At 60.0% G+C, this 16,483-nt stretch carries 15 protein-coding genes; 6 read left to right on the plus strand and 9 right to left on the minus strand.

The features are described 5' to 3' along the window. Positions 1-2,544, plus strand: coding sequence for a TIGR02302 family protein (locus J7394_RS08305; RefSeq protein WP_371811990.1), 2,544 nt, complete (start codon positions 1-3; stop codon positions 2,542-2,544). 106 nt (positions 2,545-2,650) lie between these two features. On the opposite strand, the gene J7394_RS08310 is transcribed toward J7394_RS08305, so the two are convergent. Continuing rightward, positions 2,651-3,361 (minus strand): zinc-ribbon domain-containing protein, encoded by a 711-nt coding sequence (locus J7394_RS08310; protein WP_209252273.1) that lies wholly within the window; start codon positions 3,359-3,361, stop codon positions 2,651-2,653. A gap of 184 nt (positions 3,362-3,545) precedes the next feature. On the opposite strand from J7394_RS08310, the gene J7394_RS08315 reads away from it, so the two are divergent. From J7394_RS08315 to J7394_RS08335, 5 genes are all read left to right on the plus strand, one after another. Then, on the plus strand, positions 3,546-4,223 hold the full coding sequence (locus J7394_RS08315) for an ATP-binding cassette domain-containing protein (protein WP_209252275.1): 678 nt from the start codon (positions 3,546-3,548) through the stop codon (positions 4,221-4,223). After that, entirely contained in the window at positions 4,220-5,119 is a 900-nt protein-coding gene (locus J7394_RS08320; protein WP_209252277.1) for an ABC transporter permease, read from the plus strand. The genes J7394_RS08315 and J7394_RS08320 overlap by 4 nt, the downstream gene beginning before the upstream one ends. After that, positions 5,119-5,859, plus strand: a complete 741-nt coding sequence (locus tag J7394_RS08325) for a 1-acyl-sn-glycerol-3-phosphate acyltransferase (protein WP_209252278.1) — start codon at positions 5,119-5,121, stop codon at positions 5,857-5,859. The genes J7394_RS08320 and J7394_RS08325 overlap by 1 nt, the downstream gene beginning before the upstream one ends. Next, the gene (locus J7394_RS08330) at positions 5,846-6,451 is read left to right on the plus strand and encodes a pyridoxamine 5'-phosphate oxidase family protein (RefSeq protein WP_209252279.1); all 606 of its coding nucleotides are present in this window, start codon (positions 5,846-5,848) and stop codon (positions 6,449-6,451) included. The genes J7394_RS08325 and J7394_RS08330 overlap by 14 nt, the downstream gene beginning before the upstream one ends. 73 nt (positions 6,452-6,524) lie before the next feature. After that, entirely contained in the window at positions 6,525-7,586 is a 1,062-nt protein-coding gene (locus J7394_RS08335) for a sterol desaturase family protein (protein ID WP_209252280.1), read from the plus strand. Between the two features lie 47 nt (positions 7,587-7,633). Here the strand turns inward: J7394_RS08335 and lpdA are convergent, their stop codons facing one another. The 8 genes from lpdA to sucD all read right to left on the minus strand — a co-directional run bounded on the left by lpdA (position 7,634) and on the right by sucD (position 16,443). Next, positions 7,634-9,022 carry a dihydrolipoyl dehydrogenase gene (gene lpdA, locus J7394_RS08340; protein ID WP_209252281.1) on the minus strand — a complete coding sequence of 463 codons (1,389 nt, stop codon included), beginning with the start codon at positions 9,020-9,022 and terminating at the stop codon, positions 7,634-7,636. A gap of 51 nt (positions 9,023-9,073) precedes the next feature. Further along, positions 9,074-9,466 carry an MAPEG family protein gene (locus tag J7394_RS08345; RefSeq protein WP_209252283.1) on the minus strand — a complete coding sequence of 131 codons (393 nt, stop codon included), beginning with the start codon at positions 9,464-9,466 and terminating at the stop codon, positions 9,074-9,076. A gap of 128 nt (positions 9,467-9,594) precedes the next feature. Beyond that, positions 9,595-9,864 carry a hypothetical protein gene (locus J7394_RS08350; protein ID WP_209252285.1) on the minus strand — a complete coding sequence of 90 codons (270 nt, stop codon included), beginning with the start codon at positions 9,862-9,864 and terminating at the stop codon, positions 9,595-9,597. Positions 9,865-9,866: 2 nt separating this feature from the next. Beyond that, the gene (gene odhB / locus J7394_RS08355; RefSeq protein ID WP_209252287.1) at positions 9,867-11,375 is read right to left on the minus strand and encodes a 2-oxoglutarate dehydrogenase complex dihydrolipoyllysine-residue succinyltransferase; all 1,509 of its coding nucleotides are present in this window, start codon (positions 11,373-11,375) and stop codon (positions 9,867-9,869) included. A gap of 3 nt (positions 11,376-11,378) precedes the next feature. Next, positions 11,379-14,336: a 2-oxoglutarate dehydrogenase E1 component gene (locus tag J7394_RS08360; protein ID WP_209252290.1), complete on the minus strand. Its 2,958-nt coding sequence runs from the start codon at positions 14,334-14,336 to the stop codon at positions 11,379-11,381. After that, positions 14,333-14,875 (minus strand): DUF805 domain-containing protein, encoded by a 543-nt coding sequence (locus J7394_RS08365; protein WP_209252292.1) that lies wholly within the window; start codon positions 14,873-14,875, stop codon positions 14,333-14,335. The genes J7394_RS08360 and J7394_RS08365 overlap by 4 nt, the downstream gene beginning before the upstream one ends. Continuing rightward, positions 14,872-15,558 carry a hypothetical protein gene (locus J7394_RS08370; RefSeq protein ID WP_209252294.1) on the minus strand — a complete coding sequence of 229 codons (687 nt, stop codon included), beginning with the start codon at positions 15,556-15,558 and terminating at the stop codon, positions 14,872-14,874. The genes J7394_RS08365 and J7394_RS08370 overlap by 4 nt, the downstream gene beginning before the upstream one ends. A 3-nt stretch (positions 15,559-15,561) precedes the next feature. After that, positions 15,562-16,443, minus strand: a complete 882-nt coding sequence (gene sucD, locus J7394_RS08375; RefSeq protein WP_209252296.1) for a succinate--CoA ligase subunit alpha — start codon at positions 16,441-16,443, stop codon at positions 15,562-15,564. Positions 16,444-16,483: the final 40 nt, after the last annotated feature.

Consider the following 16,483-nt stretch of genomic DNA (forward strand, 5'->3'; position numbering starts at 1 on the left):
TTGAGCGACAAACCAAACCTGCCCGTTCCCCGCCTGTCCGTGTGGATGACACATGCCGGATTGCTGGCCGAGCAAGTTTTGCGCGCGTTTTGGCCGTTTTTCTCGGTTTTGATGGCTGTTTTGGCCGCGTTGATGCTGGGTCTGCACGATCTGGTGCGGGTTGAGGTCGTGTGGGGCGCCGCTGTCGTCGTAACTATTGCGCTGCTGGTCAGTGCGATCTGGGGGATTCGGCAATTTCACGTGCCATCACGCGCCGAAGCGCTGGCCCGATTGGATGAAACCCTTCCCGGACGTCCGATTCAGGCATTGATGGATGATCAGGCGATTGGCGCGGGGGATGCGGATTCGGTTGCCCTCTGGCAGGCGCACAAGGCGCGGATGGCGGACCGCGCGGCGCAGGCGCGCGTTGCCAAGCCCGACCTCAGATTGGCGTCGCGCGATCCTTATGCCTTGCGCTACGCGGCTTTGCTGGCGTTGGTTGTCGCGGCTCTGTTCGGTTCGTTCTGGCGGATTGGCTCGGTGGCCGAGATGGCCCCCGGAACGGCGGTGGCGGGGCAAGGGCCAACATGGGAAGGTTGGGTCGAGCCACCGCGCTATACCGGATTGCCGACGCTCTATCTGGCCGATCAGACCGGTCCCACGCTGTCGATCCCGCAAGGCAGCCGCGTTACCCTGCGCTTTTATGGCGAGGTCGGCGTGCATAGCCTGACCGAAACAAGCTCTCCCCTCGGTGCCGAGGCCACCACCGCGCCCGAACAGGATTTCACCGTCGCCCGTTCAGGCCAGATGCGTATTGACGGCCCTGCCGGGCGGGACTGGATGGTGGACGTCATTCCCGACACTCCACCCGGCATTGCCGTTGCAGGCGCAGCCGAGGCCGAGGCGGGCGGGCAGATGAAGCTGCCCTTTGCGGCCTCGGATGACTATGGGATCGTCTCCGGTTCGGCGGTGATCGAGTTGGACGTGGCCTCGGTTGATCGACGCTATGGACTGACGACAGACCCGGAACCGCGCGCGGTGATCGAGGTCGAATTGCCAATGCCGATCACCGGTGACCGCGCGGATTTCACCGAGGATCTGATCGAGGATTTCTCGCAGCACCCATGGGCGCATCTGCCGGTTCGTATCACGTTGTTGGCGCGCGACGCTTCGGACCAGGAAAGCACGTCCGAGCCATATTTGACCGATCTGCCCGCGCGCCGGTTCTTTGATCCCCTGGCGGCTGCGGTGATCGAACAGCGCCGCGATCTGCTCTGGTCGCGGACCAATGCACCGCGCGTGGCTCAGGTGCTGCGGGCGATCTCACACCGGCCCGAGGAACTGTTTCGCTCCGATACCGCCTATTTGCGCTTGCGGGTCACCCTGCGGCGGTTGGAAACCTTCAACGACTACGGTTTGAAGGATAAACAACAGGCCGAGATCGCGCAGGCCCTTTGGGAGCTCGCGGTTTTGATCGAAGAGGGCACTCTGGCAGATGCGCTCGAGCGGATGCGCCGGGCACAGGAGCGTCTAACCGAAGCGATGCAAAACGGGGCCAGCGATGAGGAAATCGCCGAGTTGATGCAGGAACTGCGCGAGGCCACGCAGGATTACCTGAACCAATTGCAGCGTCTTGCTCAGGAAAATGGCGACAGTGATGAGCGCCAGTCCGGTCAGAACGGCGAAAGCATGCAGATGACGCAGGACGATCTACAGGCCATGATGGATCGTATTCAGGAATTGATGGAACAGGGCCGCATGGCCGAGGCGCAGCAGGCGCTGGAAGAGTTCCAGCAGATGATGGAGAACATGCGCGTCACCCAAGGCCAAGGGCAGGGTGGTCAATCCGAAGGGCAACAGGCCATGGAAGGCCTGGCCGAGACCCTGCGCGAACAGCAAGGCCTGAGCGATCAGGCGTTCCGCGATCTGCAGGAACAGTTCAACCCCGGCGCTCAGGCCGGAGAAAATCAGGGCAATGAAGGCCGCAATGGCGGTCAAGGCCGCGGCGAAAGCCACGAGGGTCAGGGCGGTCAGGGCCAAGGCTCGGATCAGGCGGGCGAAGGGCAACCGGGTGAGGGGTCTTTGGCGGATCGGCAGCAGGCCCTGCGGCAGGAACTGAACCGACAGCAACAGGGTTTGCCCGGCGCAGGCACCCCCGAAGGCGACGCGGCGCGCGATGCTTTGGGCCGCGCAGAAGGTGCCATGGAAGAGGCGGAGGAGGCGCTGCGCGGCAATGATCTGGCCGAAGCGATCGACCGCCAATCCGAGGCGATGGAGGCCCTGCGCGAAGGGATGCGATCCTTGGGTGAGGCCATGGCGCAGAACCAGCAGAACCAATCCGGACAAGGTACCGAGGAAGGTGAGGCGCAAGCCAACAGCCGTGATCCGCTTGGCCGCAATCCCGGTGCAGCCGGGTCGATTTCAACCGATGACAACCTGCTGCAGGGCGAAGACGTTTACCGCCGCGCGCGTGAGTTGCTGGACGAAATCCGCCGTCGGACCGGCGAAACTGACCGGCCTGAGATCGAGCTGGAATACCTCAAGCGTCTGTTGGAACGGTTCTGAGCCGCATATCGTTTCGGCTTAAACCTGAGACACGAATACCCTGCCACGCTTGCAGCGTTATAGGGCCATTCGTGTCACTTGATGACTAAGGTAAAACCCGAACGCTTTATTCCTGCGGCGCGCCTGCCCCGGCTTGCGTCTCAAGCCAGATACGGGCCTGATCAATCAAAGAGACGTAGGAGTCCAGCACGGGATCGGCTTGCGGCACTGCCTCACTGATCTGTTGCGCATTGCCATAGATCAGATACAGGATCACGCCGATGACCAGCATCACGGCAAACCCGCGCACGAAGCCACGGGATTGTTTGGCCGGGGGCGTGTCGCCGCCCTCATCGCTCATCATGCCTGAATTGATGGTCTCAACGTCAGGAAGCGCATCCTTTTGGCCCGCATCCTCGGCGGTCTCGGTCGCAGTCGGGCGCTTGATCTGAAACTCGGGTTCGACAGAATCCTCCAGCGCCAGATCCGGTTGCGTCTCAAGGCTGCTGCCTTCCTGAGAGCGCAGCTCCGCCTCACGCGCGGCCTCTTCCTTCAGAATGCTTGCAACGGCCGGGTCAACATTGCCAGATTTGCCGGTGTCAGACGGAGGCTCATCCTCAACCTTGGCGCTTTTCTCGGGTTCAGGTGTTGGCTCCGTCTTAACGTCCGGCTCGACGGCGTCATCAGGCACCTCAGTGACGGGTGCCGTGTCTTCCGGGTGCTTGGACTGAAACCACGTCTGGTCACACGCGGAGCACTGCACATCGCGCCCCTCTTCGGGGATCACCTCGTCCGGCACTTCGTACTGAGCGCCGCAATTCGGACATGTAAGTCTCATACTGCCTCCCCGGCCTGACGTTCGGCCCGATAGTAGTTTTTTCAGGGATGATATTCCGTTAAGACCCAACAGCAAAGGGCGTTTTCGGTTTCATGGGGCAAGTGTCGCCAATTGGACCCGGTGCAGGCATTGAAACCGCAGGCAAGCTCGGGCAAGAAGATCGGCAAAAGAACTGGGGACACCTGTGATCGAGCTGGAAAATGTCAGCTATACCTATGGCGACGGCGCATTGCTGAGCGATGTCTCGGTTAAATTGCAGCCCGGCTCGTTCCATTTCCTGACCGGACCTTCGGGCGCGGGCAAAACCACGTTGCTGAAGCTGTGCTATGGCGCGTTGTTGCCGACCTCGGGCCGGTTGAGCGTGTTTGACGAAGATATCGCGCGTCTGGATCGGGATCAGATGGCCCTGCTGCGGCGCCGGGTCGGGGTTGTGCATCAGGATTGCCAATTTTTGGATCACATGACGCTGGCTGAAAACGTGGCCCTGCCTCTGATGGTGTCAGGGCGGGCCGAGTCGGAAGAGCAGGACAACCTGACCGAGCTTTTGTCCTGGGTTGGGCTGGGGGGCCGGCTTGACGCCCATCCGCCTGAACTGTCGGGCGGCGAACGTCAGCGTGCGGCTTTGGCCCGAGCCGTGATCCTGTCGCCAGACGTTGTGCTGGCGGATGAGCCAACCGGCAACGTCGATTGGGAAATGTCGCAACGGCTGCTGCGTCTGCTGATCGAGTTGAACCGCATGGGCAAGACCGTCCTGATCGCCACCCACGACCTGAGTTTGATCCGGGCGGCCAAAAGCCAGGTTCAGGCCCGCGTGCTGCGCATCTCGCAGCGCAAACTGCATCTGGCCGGAGCGGACCTATGAGCAATGGCGACCTCCGCAACCTGCTGCGCCGGGATACGCGCGCAGATCGCGTTGTCCCTCCGACCGGGTACACGGCGCATCTGACCCTATTTGTCTCGGGCGCAATGGCGTTTCTGGCGGTGTTTGCACTGGCGCTTTCGCTCGCTTCGGGTCGGATCGCAGATCGCTGGGCCTCGGAATTGGCGGGGGCTGCCACCTTGCGTATCAACGCCCCGGCCGAGCAGATGGCGGCGCAGACGGAAACCGCGTTGACCGTTCTTGGCCAGACACCCGGCGTTGCCTCGGCCCGCGCGCTGACGGCCGAGGAACAGGCCGCGCTGTTGTCGCCATGGTTCGGGCCTGATTTGCCGATTGAGACGCTACCGATCCCGCAACTGATTGAAATCGTTGAAGGTGAGCCGGGTCTGGACACGGCGGGTCTCCGTCTGCGATTGGGCGCCGAAGTGCCCGGAGCGGTTCTGGATGACCACACCCGCTGGCGCGAGCCCCTAGTGGATGCGGCGATGTCCCTGCGGCGGCTGGGCTGGGTCTCGATCCTGCTGATCGGAGGTGCAACTGCGGCCATGATCACGCTGGCGGCCAACGCCTCGCTCGCTGCGAATGCCAGCATCATCGCAGTGCTGCGGCAGGTGGGCGCGCGGGATCGGTTCATCGCAGGCGCATTTGTCCGTCGCTTTACCTACCGCGCCTTCTTTGGCGCATTTGTCGGAACGATGTTGGGGATGACGGGCGTTCTGCTCTTGCCCGACCCCTCGGACGAGGGCGGATTTCTGACCGGAGTAGGGTTTCAGGGGCTTGGCTGGGTGTTGCCCTTGCTGATCCCCGTTCTGGGCGCTGTGGTTGCCTTCTTCGCCACCTGGACCGCCGCCCGCCGCAAGTTGAAGGAGCTTTCCTGATGTCACAGGGCTTTCAATGGATACGTTCCCTGATCTTCATGATTGTGATCTACGCTTGGATGCTGATCCTTGGAGTCGTCTATCTGCCATACGCGATCTTCACGAAGCGCGGCGCTTTGCGCGCATGCAAAACCTACGCGCGCAGCACGATGTGGCTGGCGCGATGGATGGTCGGCATAAGGTGCGAGGTGCGTGGTACGGTGCCCACCGGCGAGGTTGTCATCGGGGCCAAGCACCAGTCTTTCCTTGATATCATCATGATCTTCGACGCCATTCCGCATGGTAAGTTCATCATGAAACGAGAGCTTCTCTGGACCCCGGTCATCGGAATGTATGCGCGTCGTTTGGGCTGCATCCCGGTCAATCGCGGTAAGAAGGGTGCGGCAGTGGCCAAAATGGTCAAAGACGTCGCCAAAGAGTTCGCCGAACCCGGCCAACTGGTGATTTACCCTCAGGGCACCCGCGTCGCCCCCGGTGTGTCCAAGCCCTATAAGGTCGGTACGGCGATCCTCTACAACGGGCTGGGCTTTCCGTGTGTGCCGGTTGCGACCAATGCCGGTGTATTCTGGCCGCGCACTGGTATCTTGCGCAAACCGGGGTTGGCGATTGTCGATTTCCTCGACCCGATTGAACCGGGCGTCGAACGGGACGCGTTTCTGAGCCGTTTGGAAGATGTGATCGAGACACGCTCAGACGCTTTGATGAAAGAAGTGGGGTTTGATCCGGATGGAGGTCATTGAAGACATCCCGAGCCTGGAGGCGCTCTATGGCACGCCCGCTGCTCCGTCGTTGCGCAAGGTCGCGCACAGCCTGACGCCGCTTTACCGCCAATGGATCATGGCATCGCGCCTATGTGTCCTCAGCACTGTTGGCCCCGAAGGCGTCGATGGCAGCCCGCGCGGGGACGATGGGCCCGTCGTTTTGGAGCTTGATCCCAACACGCTGGCAATGCCGGATTGGCGAGGGAACAACCGTCTGGATTCCTTGCGCAATATCGTTCGCGACCCGAGGGTTTCGCTGATGTTTATCGTGCCCGGTTCCAACACTGTGGTCCGCCTGAACGGGACGGCACGCGTATCTGCGGATCAAGGGTTGAGGGCCCGGTTCGAAAAACAAGGCAAGCAACCGGCCACCGTGATCGTTATTTCGATTGCCGAGATCTACACCCAATGCGCCCGCGCCTTGATGCGGGCTGGGACGTGGACCGGCGGAGATCAAAGCGATGGATTGCCCACGGTTGGCGAGATCCTTGCAGAAGCCTCATCCGGTGAGGAAGGCGGCGCGCAATACGACTCCAAATGGGGCGCGCGCGCCGCAAAGACGATGTGGTGATCCGTCCACATTTCGCCATGAAGTTGCCATATGTGTAGACAATTGAAGAGCCAAATCTAGGACGCCGAAGAAATTGGAGGCCTTGATGCAGCAGTTACATACCTTTCTGGGTTCGTTCTTTGAGCATGTCTGCAACGTGCTTATGTCTCCACTTGTTCCCGGAAACCGCATCTATGTCCTCTATCTGGCAAGTTCGGCTCTGATCGCGTTTGGGATCTACATCGTAAGACGCAGGAAAGCGCTGGACGTGTTCGGTGCAAAAAACTTTCTGGGTTTTTTGTTTCCCAAGAAGGTCTGGAAGCACCCCTCGGCTTGGCTGGATGTCAGATACTTCTTTTTTCACATGTTCATCGGTCATTTCCTGATTCTTGCCGTGTGGGCTGGGGCTGCGACCTTGGGATTAAAGCTGGCTAGCGGAGCATTTTCTGGGCACGAGGTCACGATTGCGCAGCCGCTGGAAGGTGTGCAGGGTGCTGCCGTGACTGTTGCCTTCATGTTAGTGTTGTTCTTGGTTTCGGATTTTATCGCATTCTACATCCACTACTTGCAGCACAAAGTCCCTCTGCTGTGGCAGTTTCACAAAGTGCATCACAGCGCCGAAGTCATGCATCCGATTTCCAACTTTCGCGAACATCCTGTCGACAATCTGGTCTACAAAGCTTTTATCGGGTTCGGATCAGGGGTCGTAGCCGGGCTCGCGTTTCGGGTTTTGGGGTATCATCCAAGCCTGCCGGTATTGCTGGGCGTACCGGTACTAATGTTCATGTTCAATTTCTTTGGGTACAACCTGCGTCATTCTCACATCTGGTTGCGCTGGCCTGGTGTTTGGTCGAAGATTTTTCCTTCGCCCGCGCATCACCACGTTCATCACAGCTGCCACCCTGATCATTTGGACAAAAACTTTGCGTTCATATTCCCGGCCTGGGATGTATTGTTTGGCACTTACGTGATGCCGGAAGACGACAGAGATGTGAAATTCGGTGTGACGGACAAGGACAACGGGCATGAGCTGGACAGCTGCATGAAGCTATACTTTGTTCCGTTCAGAGATGCGTGGCGTCTGTTTCGTCCTGCACGCCATCCCACCAGACAGCCAAGCCAGCCTCAAACCATAAGTAGCGAGCCAGCAGAATAGATGCGAACGGGGCAACCCGGCAGGGTCCCGGTTGCCCTTTCTGCAACTCAGCTGTGAATTGGGCCGTCACCACAGGCCAGAGCGGCCTCACGTACGGCTTCCGAATAGGTCGGGTGGGCGTGGCAGGTCAGGGCGAGATCTTCGGCTGAGGCGCCGAACTCCATCGCGACGCAGACCTCGTGGATCAGATCGCCTGCAGCGGGGCCAATGATATGCGCGCCCAGAATCCGGTCGGTTTCCTTGTCGGCCAGGATCTTGACGAATCCGTCTGAGGCAAAGTTGGCCTTGGCCCGGCCGTTGCCCATGAACATGAACTTGCCGACTTTGTAGGCGCGGCCCTGTTCTTTCAGCGTCGCCTCGGTTTCACCCACATTGGCAACCTCGGGCCAGGTGTAGATCACGCCGGGGATGACGCCGTAGTTCACATGGCCGTGCTTGCCTGCGACCTGCTCGGCGGCGGCCATGCCTTCGTCTTCGGCTTTGTGCGCCAGCATCGGGCCTTCGGTGACGTCGCCGATCGCGTAGATGCCCGGTACGTTGGTCTGCCAGTCCGCGCCGACCTTGATCTGACCGCGCGGCGTCATCTCGACACCCAGCGCATCCAGCCCCAACCCGTCCGAGTAGGGCTTGCGCCCAGTGGCGACCAGAACGGTATCGGCTTCGATCACATGCTCGCTGTCATCCTTGAGCAGCTTGTAGGTGACTTTTGCTTTGGTTTTCGATGCTTCGGTCTTTTGCACCGCTGCGCCCATCACAAAGTTCAGGCCCTGTTTCTTGAGGATCCGCTGGAAGGTCTTCTGCACCTCGGGGTCCATGCCCGGAGTTATTTCCTTGAGGAATTCGATCACCGTCACTTCAGCACCCAGACGGCTGTAGACCGAGCCCAGTTCCAGACCGATCACACCGGCACCGATCACGACCATCTTTTTCGGAATCTTGCCCAGAGACAGCGCCCCGGTTGAGGTCACGACGACTTTCTCGTCAACCTCAACGCCCGGCAGGGCCGACGGCTCGGAGCCTGATGCGATGATGATGTTTTTGGTGTCATGAACCTCCTCACCAACCTTGACCTTGCCGGCAGCCGGAATCGACCCCCAGCCTTTCAGCCAGTCGATCTTGTTTTTCTTGAACAGGAACTCGATGCCCTTGGTGTTGCCCTCGATCACCTCGTCCTTGTAGGCCTGCATCTGTTTCCAGTCGACGGACGGAGATTTGCCCTTCAGGCCCATCTTGGCGAAGTTGTGCTCGGCCTCGTGCAGCTGATGAGAGGCATGCAACAGCGCCTTGGACGGGATGCAGCCAACGTTCAGGCAAGTACCGCCCAGCGTCTCACGCCCTTCGACAACGGCGGTTTTCAGACCCAGCTGGGCGCAGCGGATGGCACAGACATAGCCGCCGGGACCGGCTCCGATTACGATGACGTCATAGCTGGACATTGAGGGCACTCCTTGGTGTGTCTTGGCCGCATCCTGGCGCGGCGTACTAAGCTATAGGGCTAGCAGGTAAAGGTAGGCGGTCGCAAGAAACCCAGCCAACCAGACGGTGGTCCGCAGGAAGGGAACAGGGATTGCGAAGGCGTAGACCGGAACGAAAACCACACGCGCGATCAGAAAAATCTGCGCGGCCAGCAGCGATCCGGAGGTGAAGGCGTCCTTGGCGGACAGGATCAGAACGGCAGGGGCAAACAGGGCCATGGCGACAACCGAATTGGTCAGAGCCCGCTCCACCCGGCCCGCAACACCGGTCAGGGCGGGCATGTCATCTCGTGCGCCACCCAATGTCATCAAACCGACCTGCGACATGGCTGTCAGTACATTCAGCAGAACCACGACGATGATCAGAAGGCCGTACAGGGCAAGAATGGAAAGTTCGGAAGACATGACGGGTATCCTTTTTCAATCAGAGTCCGTTTGTCGGTTAGCATTCTCTGACATCAATAGCAGGCGCGCTTCACGAGTATTTGCGGGGCTGTGTGCGAGATGGTCCCGCACACAGCAGCGTTTCATGGTCAGACCGGATCCAGAAGTTTGACCTGAATATGGGCAACCCCACCGCGTTCGTGATGCATGGCCAGCTCTTCCGAGTCGAAGAAAGCGCGGGCTTTTTGTATGTCATCCACTTCGAACATGGCGACGGCGTGATCCTTTTGATCGGGGTCACGCCAGACATGCAGGTCGTGGATACCGGCGGCCTGGCGCATCGCGATGTCTTCGCGAAACACCTTCAGCCAGGCATCAAAATCGGCCACATCGGCCTGCCACAGAACATGCGTTGCCATGATTACAGATCCATCAGCAGGCGGCGTGGGTCTTCCAGCGCCTCTTTCACGCGGACAAGGAAGGTCACCGCGCCTTTACCGTCAACGATCCGGTGGTCATAAGACAGCGCCAGATACATCATCGGACGGATCACAACCTGACCGTTGATCGCCATCGGGCGGTCCTGGATCTTGTGCATGCCCAGAATACCCGATTGCGGGGGGTTCAGGATCGGCGAAGACATCAGCGAGCCATAGACACCACCGTTCGAGATCGTGAAGGTGCCGCCTTGCATCTCGGCCATGCTCAGTTTGCCGTCACGGGCGCGTTTGCCTTTCTCGGCGATGGCCTTCTCGATCGCCGCAAAAGACATCGAGTCCGCATCACGGATGACCGGCACCACCAGGCCCGTGGGTGTACCAGCGGCGACACCCATATGGACGAAGTTCTTGTAGACGATGTCGGTGCCGTCGATCTCGGCATTCACCTCGGGCACTTCTTTCAGCGCGTGACAGCAGGCCTTGGTGAAGAAGGACATAAAGCCCAGACGCACGCCGTGCTTCTTCTCGAACTGGTCTTTGTACTGGCTGCGCAGGGCCATCACCTCGGTCATGTCCACCTCGTTGTAGGTGGTCAGCATGGCGGCAGTGTTCTGGCTGTCTTTCAGACGCTTGGCGATGGTCTGGCGCAGGCGTGTCATCTTGACCCGTTCCTCGCGCGCGGCGTCATCGGCGGCCACGGGCGCGCGCGGCGCAGGGGCCGGAGCCGGAGCGGCAGCAGGCGCGGGTGCAGCAGCCGTTGCCACGGCGCGGGCCACGTCTTCTTTCATGATGCGGCCATCACGTCCGGTGCCAGAGACCTGAGCGGCGGACAGACCGGCCTCGGCCATGGCTTTCTCTGCCGACGGAGCGTTGGCGACATCCTTGCCCGTTGCTGCTGCAGCCGGAGTTGCCGTGGCGGCAGGGGCGGGTGCAGGGGCTGCCGCCGCGCCGGAGCCCGAGATCACAGCCAGTTTGGCCGAGGCATCCACGGTTGTGCCTTCAGGCGCAACGATTTCCGCGAGAACGCCAGCAGCAGGGGCGGGAACCTCGACTGAGACCTTGTCGGTCTCCAGCTCACACAGCATTTCATCCTGCGCGACCGCGTCACCAACCTGTTTGAACCAGGTCGAGACGGTGGCTTCGGTGACAGACTCACCCAGCGTGGGCACCATCACATCAACACTACCACCCGACGCTGCCGGAGCGGCCGCAGGGGCGGGCGCTGCTGCGGCCGGAGCAGGGGCTGCGCCTTCGCCTGCGGCGATGGTCGCCAGCAGGGCGTCGACGCCAACGGTTTCACCTTCGGCGGCGACGATCTCGCCCATGACGCCAGCGGCGGGCGCGGGGACTTCGACCGTCACCTTGTCGGTTTCAAGCTCACAGAGCATCTCATCCACGGCCACGGCATCACCGGGTTTCTTGAACCAGGTTGCAACCGTGGCTTCGGTAACAGACTCGCCTAGCGTGGGAACACGAACTTCAATGGTCATCGTTTACTTTCCTTCGAGGCTCAGCGCGTCGTTCACGAGCGCTTCTTGTTGAGCTTTGTGTTGGCTGGCCAGACCCGTCGCAGGCGAGGCCGAGGTTGCGCGGCCGACATAGCGCGGCCGTGTATGTTTGGCGCCGATACGGGTCAGCACCCATTCGATATTTGGCTCGATGAAGGTCCAGGCGCCCTGGTTCTTGGGCTCTTCCTGACACCAGACGATTTCGGCCCCTTTGAAACGCTCAAGCTCGTTGATCAGCGAATGCGCCGGGAACGGGTAATACTGCTCGATCCGCATCAGGTAGACGTCGTCGATTCCACGGGCGTCGCGTTCCTCCAGCAGGTCATAATAGACCTTGCCGGAACACAGAACCACGCGCTTGATCTTGTCGTCTGCTGCCAGTTTGGTGTCCGAGTTGCCCTGTTGCGCATCGTCCCACAGCACCCGGTGGAAGCTGGAGCCGGTGGTGAAATCCTCAGCCGTACTGACCGCCAGCTTGTGGCGCAACAACGATTTCGGGGTCACCAGGATCAGCGGTTTACGGAAGGTGCGGTGCAGCTGGCGGCGCAGGATGTGGAAGTAGTTCGCCGGTGTCGTGCAGTTCGCCACGATCCAGTTGTCCTGACCACACATCTGCAGGAACCGCTCCAAACGCGCCGAGCTGTGTTCGGGGCCTTGCCCCTCGAACCCGTGCGGCAGAAGCGTCACCAGACCGGACATCCGCAACCATTTGCTTTCACCCGAGCTGATGAACTGGTCGAACATGATCTGCGCCCCGTTGGCGAAGTCGCCAAACTGCGCCTCCCACAGGACAAGGGCGTTCGGTTCGGCCAGCGAATAGCCGTACTCAAAGCCCAGGACCGCATATTCTGACAGCATCGAGTCGATCACTTCGTAGTGCGACTGACCCTCGCGGATGTTGTTCAGCGGATAAAACCGCTCTTCCGTTTCCTGATGGACAAAGCCCGAGTGACGTTGACTGAACGTCCCGCGTGTCGCGTCCTGACCGGACAGTCGAACCGGAAAGCCCTCGGTCAGCAACGAGCCAAAGGCCAGCGCTTCACCTGTGGCCCAGTCAAAGCCCTTGCCACTGTCGAACATCTGTTTCTTGTGGTCCAGCAATCGCCCGACCGTCTTGTGCAGGGCAAAGCCTTCGGGGGCGGCGGTCAGCGCGGTGCCGATCTCGGCCAGGGTCGCTGGCGCGATGGCGGTTTCACCGCGCACATAGTCCTCTTTGTTTTTGTCCAAATGCGACCAGCGCCCGTCCAGCCAGTCGGCCTTGTTGGGTTTATAGTCTTTGCCGGCCTCAAACTCATCATTCAGATGGGCCTGGAAGGCGGCCTTCATATCCTCGATCTCGCCTTCGGGGATCAGGCCGTCTTTGACCAGACGTTCGGTGTAGAGCGACAGAGTGGTCTTATGCGTCTTGATCTTCTTGTACATGATCGGGTTGGTGAACATGGGCTCGTCGCCCTCGTTGTGACCAAACCGGCGATAGCAGAAGATGTCGATGACAACGTCCTTGTGGAACTTCTGGCGGAACTCTGTCGCGACCTTGGCGGCGTGAACAACGGCCTCGGGGTCGTCGCCGTTCACGTGAAAGATCGGTGCCTCAACCATCAGCGCGATATCGGTTGGATACGGGCTCGAACGCGAGAAGTGTGGCGCGGTGGTAAAGCCGATCTGGTTGTTCACGACGATATGCATAGTGCCGCCGGTTTTGTGGCCCTTGAGGCCGGACAGGCCAAACCCTTCGGCGACCACACCCTGACCGGCAAAGGCCGCATCCCCGTGCAGCAGGATGCCCATAACCTTGGTGCGGTCGGTGTCGTTCAACTGATCCTGCTTGGCGCGGACCTTGCCCAGAACCACCGGATTCACCGCCTCAAGGTGTGAGGGGTTGGCGGTCAGCGACAGGTGGACACTGTTGCCGTCAAACTCACGGTCGCTGGAGGCGCCGAGGTGATACTTCACATCGCCAGAGCCATCCACATCTTCAGGCTTGAAGCTGCCGCCCTGAAATTCATTGAAAATCGCGCGGTAGGGTTTGCCCATCACGTTGGCCAGAATATTCAGGCGGCCTCTGTGCGGCATGCCGATGACAATGTCGCTGACGCCCAGTGCACCACCGCGTTTGATAATCTGCTCCATCGCCGGGATCAGGCTTTCGCCACCATCCAGACCGAACCGCTTGGTGCCCATGTATTTGACATGCAGGAATTTCTCGAAACCCTCGGCCTCGACCATCTTGTTCAGGATCGCCTTACGGCCTTCCTTGGTAAAGGCGATTTCCTTGCCGTAACCTTCGATCCGCTCCTTCAGCCAGGCGGCTTGTTCCGGGTCTGAGATATGCATGTATTGCAGCGCGAAGGTGCCGCAGTAGGTCCGCTTCACGATCTCGACGATCTGCCGCATCGAGGCCATCTGCAGGCCCAGAACATTGTCGATAAAGATCGGCCGGTCCATGTCGGCTTCGGTAAAGCCATAGGTCTTCGGATCGAGTTCCGGATGTGTGCTGGCCGCGCGCATGCCCAGCGGATCCAGATCTGCGGCCAGATGGCCCCGGATCCGGTAGGCCCGGATCAGCATCAGCGCTCGCAAGCTGTCCAGCACGGCGCGCTTGATCTGGTCATCGCTGATCTCTACGCCCTTGTCTGCGGCCTTTTCCTTGATCTTCTTGCCCGTCGCCTTGGCATCGATCTCGGCCCACTCACCGGTCAGCGCCCCAGTCAGATCATCCGCAGGCATCGGCGGCCAGTCGGTTCGCGCCCAGGATGGCCCCTCGGCCTCACGCTGAACGTCCGGAGACGCGTCACCCATCGCCTTGAAGAACTCGGCCCAGGCGGCATCCACCGCCCCGGGGTTCTTGGTGTATTGGGCATAGAGCTGCTCGAGATACTCGGCATTGTGGCCTTGCATAAAGCTTGAGGCATGGAACGCGGAATTGGGCGTATGTTCGGTCATTGGGCTACCTCATATGGGTTGGGACCGTATTGGTTGGTGCCTGGTTGAGACGGGCGGGTCAGCCACCACAGAACCAGGAGGGGCGACACAAACAAGACAAGCAGTGTCGGAATGACGATCAGCAGAGTGGCACGTGTGAACAAAATGTCCAGATTGCCGCCATGCTGGAAACTTGAGGCAAGGCCGATGCCGAAAATCAGAACCGCGAAGGCTCCGAGGATCAGCAGGATCGGCAACAGAGCGTAAAGCCCACTGCGCCCGGAATCGTGCATCCGCCGCCACGCGACGGCCAGATGTGGGAAGAACACAATCAGGCTGACGATGCTTTGCACCGGTTGACGGGATGTGGCGGAGACGGATTTCACGCCATCTCCCTCGGTCACCGAGACCTGAGTGAAGAACTGCGCATCAATGATCCCGGCAAGAATGCTCCAGATCACGATGAACAGGAAAAAGAACCAGTATTCGGGCCGTGAGGCACGACCCGAAAAGGTGAAGAACTTGGAGAAACAAGTGCGGATGGCGTCGGAGAATGTCATTCAGTCGCCTCCGGCTTTTTCGAGGTGAGCGTGAAAAAAACGGATGCCACGTCAATTTCGGAATCTGAAACAGCCGAAATCCGTTCAGTATTGAGGATCGCTCCATTCAGCCTGCGTTTGAGGCCAGCGCTTTCGGATGATTGAGGCTGCAGATGGTAGACCGGCGGAAACGTTTTGGGGTCCCGATCTGAGCCCGCTAGCAATTTCCGAAATGTCGTTGGTGAGTCGTCTTCTTTTAAGGCAAGAACACATTCTATCTGACCATAGGACGCATTCTCAAAACCATTCGCGCGCAAAAGGCTGCCCGTTTGTGTTCGAACAAACCAAAGGTCTTGCTGCTGCCCGCCTTCGATCTGCTTTAGACTGCGCGCACCGGCTGCATTCTTAAGCGCTTGGGTCCATGCACTCTCGATTCTTGGGTCTGGAACATCGCTGAAGCCAAGGTGATGGTATAAAAAAGTAGCCGCATAGGACCGTATAGCGCGGTCATCGAGATCCGCTGGCGCGCTGGCGATCCAGTCGATTTTTGTGAGGGCGTCGGTCAAACTTGCCAAGTCAGTAGTCGACTGGCAGGCGGCGATGGTTTCCGATGCAAAACCATTTTCATTTGCAGCCACAGGGACGGTTGTGGCTGCCAAAACGGCAGCCACAAAGCCAAACAGGAGTTTACCGCCCCAATTCACGGCTTAACCAATCGCTTCCAACACAGCCTCACCCAGCGTTGCCGGGCTTTCTGCCACAACGATACCGGCCGAACGCATGGCTTCGATCTTGTCCTCGGCCCCGCCTTTGCCACCAGCGACGATCGCGCCCGCGTGGCCCATGCGGCGGCCCGGAGGGGCCGTGCGGCCTGCGATGAAACCGGCGGTTGGCTTTTTGCGGCCCTTCTTGGCCTCATCCGCCAGGAACTGCGCGGCTTCTTCCTCGGCCGAGCCACCGATCTCACCGATCATGATGATCGACTCGGTTTCGTCATCGGCCAGGAACCATTCCAGCACGTCGATATGCTCGGTGCCTTTGATCGGATCGCCGCCGATGCCCACGCAGGTGGACTGGCCCAGACCCACATCTGTGGTCTGCTTGACGGCCTCATAGGTCAGGGTGCCCGAACGGGACACAACGCCGACCGAGCCGCGCTTGTGGATGTGGCCGGGCATGATGCCGATCTTGCAGGCGTCGGGCGTGATGACACCGGGGCAGTTCGGCCCGATCAGGCGCGAGCTTGAGCCTTCCAGCGCGCGCTTCACCTTCATCATGTCCAGAACCGGAATGCCTTCGGTGATGCAGACGATCACTTCCATCTCGGCATCAATCGCTTCGAGGATCGAGTCCGCCGCGAAGGGCGGCGGCACATAGATCACCGAGGCGTTGGCCTCGGTCACATGCTTGGCCTCGTGGACCGAGTTGAACACGGGCAGATCAAGATGCGTCATCCCGCCTTTGCCGGGGGTCACACCGCCGACCATCTTGGTGCCATAGGCGATGGCCTGTTCAGAGTGGAATGTGCCCTGCGAGCCGGTAAAGCCCTGACAGATCACTTTGGTATTTTCGTCGATGAGGACTGCCATTTGGCGTTCTCCTTTGTTGTGCCCGAGGTCTCATCCCCGG

This window comes from Ruegeria sp. R13_0, assembly GCF_017743995.1.
GTDB lineage: Bacteria > Pseudomonadota > Alphaproteobacteria > Rhodobacterales > Rhodobacteraceae > Ruegeria.